General features: G+C 74.3%; 3 protein-coding genes. All 3 read right to left on the bottom strand.

Annotated elements, in window-relative coordinates; all coding sequences use genetic code 11:
- Positions 1–1,673 (bottom strand): NACHT domain-containing protein (locus NBZ85_RS28545; protein WP_438803114.1); only part of this gene is annotated, 1,673 nt, incomplete at its 3' end.
- On the bottom strand, positions 1,595–3,421 hold the full coding sequence (locus NBZ85_RS28540; RefSeq protein WP_261563049.1) for a toll/interleukin-1 receptor domain-containing protein: 1,827 nt from the start codon (positions 3,419–3,421) through the stop codon (positions 1,595–1,597). The genes NBZ85_RS28540 and NBZ85_RS28545, both read right to left, overlap by 79 nt.
- A gap of 103 nt (positions 3,422–3,524) precedes the next feature.
- Positions 3,525–4,055, bottom strand: coding sequence for an NADPH-dependent FMN reductase (locus NBZ85_RS28535; protein WP_261563053.1), 531 nt, complete (start codon positions 4,053–4,055; stop codon positions 3,525–3,527).
- Between the last annotated feature and the right edge of the window lie 8 nt (positions 4,056–4,063).

Genomic DNA, 4,063 nt, shown 5'->3' with positions numbered 1-4,063 from the left:
GCTGAGGGAGCCAGGGCGGCCTTGCGGACCTTGCCCATGGGATTGCGGGGCAGCTCGGAGACGAAGTGAATCTCCCGCGGTCGTTTGTGGACGGACAACTCCCGGGCCACGAAGTCGGCCATCAGGGGGGAGGCGGGGCGGCGGTCGAGCAGGTCGACGGTTGGGTCGGCGCGGCGCAGCGGCGGCTCGCAGGCGGCGGCGACGAGGAACTCCATGACCGAGGCGTGGACGAAGGTGAACGCGTCGTCGCCGGTGCGGACCAGTAGCGTGCCCGACCCGACCTGGTGGGCGGCGTGCTCGGAGTCGAGGCCGTGGGCGTCCAGCGTCGTCAGCACGCTGCCGGCGGTCGCGGCCAGTTCGCGGGTGCCGACGGTGCGTTCGGTGGACTGCCAGAGCCGGACCGCGAGCGCGGTGACGGCCTCGCGCCGGTCGGCGGTGGTCAGCGCGGGGGCGGCGCCGGCGGGGCGGGCGCGGTCGGTCTCGTGGTCGAGCCAGGCGTCGAGCAGCTCCCGGTACAGGTCGGCGGAGCTGATGCTGCCGGTTGCCGCCTGGATATGGCGCAGCCTCGCCTCGTCGAGGCGGGCGATGAAGCCGAGCATCCTGTGCTTACGCGAAAGGCCGAGGAGATCATGGATGTCGTGGATGAGGGCGAGCCGTTCGGCGGCCCGCGCCTCGTCGCCGTCGAAGGTGCGGATGAGGAACTGCTCGATCTGGGCGTCGGTGAAGTCGCCGAGTTCGATGACCTCCCGGCTGCCCGCGGTGTCGAGGCGCTGGGCGAGCGCGGTGCGGACCTGCTGGTCGGAGCGGAAGTGCTGGCTGCGGCTGGTCAGGACCAGTTTCGCCCGGCCCTGCAGGGCTTCGAGCAGGGTGGCGAGATGGTCGGCGGCGCGTTCGTAGGTGACCCGCAGGGCCAGTTCGTCGAAGCCGTCGAACAGCAGCACGATGCGACCGTGGCGCACCATGTAGCGCAGCGCGTCCCGGTCGAAGCGGCGCACCCCGGCGCCGGCCAGGTGCGCGGCGAGCAGCTCGTCCACACCGTGCGTCTTCTCCAGGTGACGCAGCTCGACGAGCATCGGGACGACGTGTGGAAGCCGCTCGGGCAGCATGCGGGCGAGTTCGTGCACCAGGAAGGTCTTGCCGCGGCCAAAGTCGCCGAGCACCAGGGCCAGGCCGCCCCCGTCGGTGGCCGTCCAGTCGACCAGCCGGGTGAGCGCGTCGGTCTCCTCGCCGCCGGCCGTCGCCGTCCGGGCCGCGGTGAGGTCGAGGCGCCGGTAGCGCTGCGGCAGGTACAGCGACGGCGGGTACAGCGGGTCGCGGCGCAGCCGCTCGGTCTGCTCGGCGACGTAGCCGCGCAGGTCGATCAGCCCCTGGTACTGGACGAAGCTGACCAGCCGCACCCCCTGGCGCAGCGCCGCGTCGACCAGCGTCGGCGGCGCGGGCTGCCCACCGTGGACGAGGGTCGACACCAGCGTCGGGTCGGACCCGGCGTAGCCGCGGTGCACCCGGGCGGCGAACCGGTCGACGTCCGCGGTGTCCGGGGTGCCGTCGAGGACGCCGACGGGATGCTGGGTGACCACCAGCCCCTCCCGGCAGGTCACCCGCAGATAGCTGGGGCCGCTGCTCGTGGCGGCGATCTCGGTGACGGTGGCCTGGCGCTGGTCGGCGGCGTGCAGGAGGCGGGCGACTTCGGCGACCCGGTCGACGAACCGTTCCCGCGGCTGCGGCTCGGCGCGCCTGGCCGGGGGTTCCCGGCCGGGGGTTCCCGGCCGTCCCGGTCCCGCTCGTGTGCATCGGGCTCGTCGGCGTCGTCGGGTGGCAGCGCGGCGTCGACACCGGTCCACTCGTGGCTGATCCGATCCCGTGGGGCCGCCGTGGCACCCACCGGGACGCCGGCGCCGGCGCCGGCGCCGGCGATCCACCTTGCCTGGTCGGGTGTCCAGACACGCGGGCGCTGGGTGATCCCGGTCCGGTCGATCCGCAGCAGTTCGTAGGCGCGGTCGGTCTCGGGATCCATCGGGTGGGCCGGATCGGCCTCGGCCGTCCGGGGCGGGCCGAGGACGAGCGCGTTGTCGAGCCGAGTTCCGTCGGGGCTGGTCTGCTGCCCGGTCAGGAGAAGGTTGAGCCGGCCGAACAGATCGCTGTGCCGACCGGTCGCCGGTGGCCCGCCGGCCGCGGGCCGGTGGCCATCCGTGGCAGGCAGAGAATCGTAGCCGTGGTGGATGGCGCCGAGGCGCAGCCAGCCGCGCCGCTCGTAGGCGGCGAGCCGCTCGGCGAACCAGTCCGCCTGAGCCGCACCGATCTGTCCGGCATCGTCCTGCGGCCGGTGGGTGAGCGCCATCGTCGAGTTGATCCCGGCGACGACCAGCTTCAGCTCGTCGACCTGGAACAGCGACCACTCCTGTCCGACGGCGAAGACCCCGCCGGCCGTCGCCGCCGGAGACTCTCCGTAGAAGCTCTCGACCATCAGCGCGAAATGCCGCCATTTCGGCGAGTACGGCGGCTCGGGGGCGACCTCGTCGTCCTCGCACATGGCGAAGTGCGACTGGCACGCCGCCGCGTTCACGTCGCGGCGGCCGGGGACCAGCGCCAGGCGCGACCGGGACAGCCCCCATGAGCCGAGCAGCTCGTCGAACACGTCCACGGCCCGCTCGTACTCCCGCCGCCGCCCGCGCTCGGCCACGTCCCCGGTCACCACCACCAGGTCCGGCACCCAGCCGGAGCCGGCCGCGGCCACGTCGGCGGCGATCAGCGCGGGCAGCTCCTCGACGTCGACCGCGCTGTCCTCCCGACCGACCCGCAACCCGGGCAGGTGCAGCACGGTCACCGCCTCGCGCGGCCCGGCGTCGCTGCCGCGGCCGGGGAACGGGGGCGGGCCAGCGGCGGCCGACTTCGACGATGGCACGCCACCGCCACCGCCACCGCCACCGCCACCGTCGGCGTCGGCGTCGGCGTCGGCGGAGACGGGCCCCGGCCAGGGGATCTGGTCGGCGGAGCCGGGACGCCGCGGCCCGTGCAGACCGGTGACCAGTCGCCGCTCGGCCTCGCGTTCGTCGCAGCCCACCAGGTCGACGTGGGACAACCGCGCCAGCAGCGGCGATGGTTCGCAGGCGGCGACCAGCACCGGGACGAGGAAGCCGTCTCGCTGCTGCGCCCGCGTCAACGCGGCCTCGCGTTCGGCCCGGCCGTAGGTGGCCGGATCGAAGTAGTGCGGTGACACGATCGCCACCATTCGGTCCGCGGCCGCCAGTGCGGCGTCCATCCGCCCGATGAAGCTGCTGCCCGCCGGCCAGTCCCACTCGTCGTACTCGACGACGAAGCCGGACCGGCCGAGCCGGTCCGTCACCCACCGGGCCCACGGCCGGTCCGGACCCGCCACGCTGATGAACAGTCGCCCGCCGGGCCCCCCGGCCACGCCCCCCATGAACGCAGCGTGGCAGATCCGGCGCGATGGGCGCAATCCGGGTGTTCCGTTGCTCCGTTGTTCCGTCGGCGCGCACGGATCGCTGCCGGCGGATCGCCCGAGATCAGCCCTGGAACGGTTCGGCGGCGCGGGCGTGGCGCAGCGCCCGGCCCCACCAGCCCATCCGGTCGAGCAGCGTGGTGGCGGCGGCGGCCGGTGCGGCGCCGGTCATCACCCGGCCGTCCGCGGCGAAGTCGGCCGCGCCCGCGCCGTGGAAGCTCACAACGTCGCGAACGGTCACGGCGTGCTGCTCGGCGAAGACGGCGCGCAGGTGCTCGACGGCCCGCAGCCCGCCGCTCATCCCGCCGTAGGAGACGAACCCGACGGGCTTGGCGAACCACTGCTCGCGGTAGGTGTCGACGAGGTGCTTGAGCGCCGCCGGGTAGCTGTGGTTGTACTCCGGGGTGACGACGACGAACCCGTCCGCGGCGGCGAGGCGTTCCCCGAGCGCGCGGACGAGGCGCTCGGACGGCGTGCCGGGGGCGACGGCCAGGTCGGCGGGCAGCGGGAACTCGGCCAGGTCGAGGACGTCGAGGTGGACGTCGTCGCGGTCACCGGCGCGGTCGGCGAACCAGCCCGCGACGGTCGGCCCCAGCCTGTCTC

Source organism: Frankia tisae (assembly GCF_025403405.1).
Lineage (GTDB): Bacteria > Actinomycetota > Actinomycetes > Frankiales > Frankiaceae > Frankia > Frankia tisai.
The sequence above is the reverse complement of the archived record's forward strand: the minus strand, read 5'-3'. Positions and strand labels throughout refer to the sequence as shown.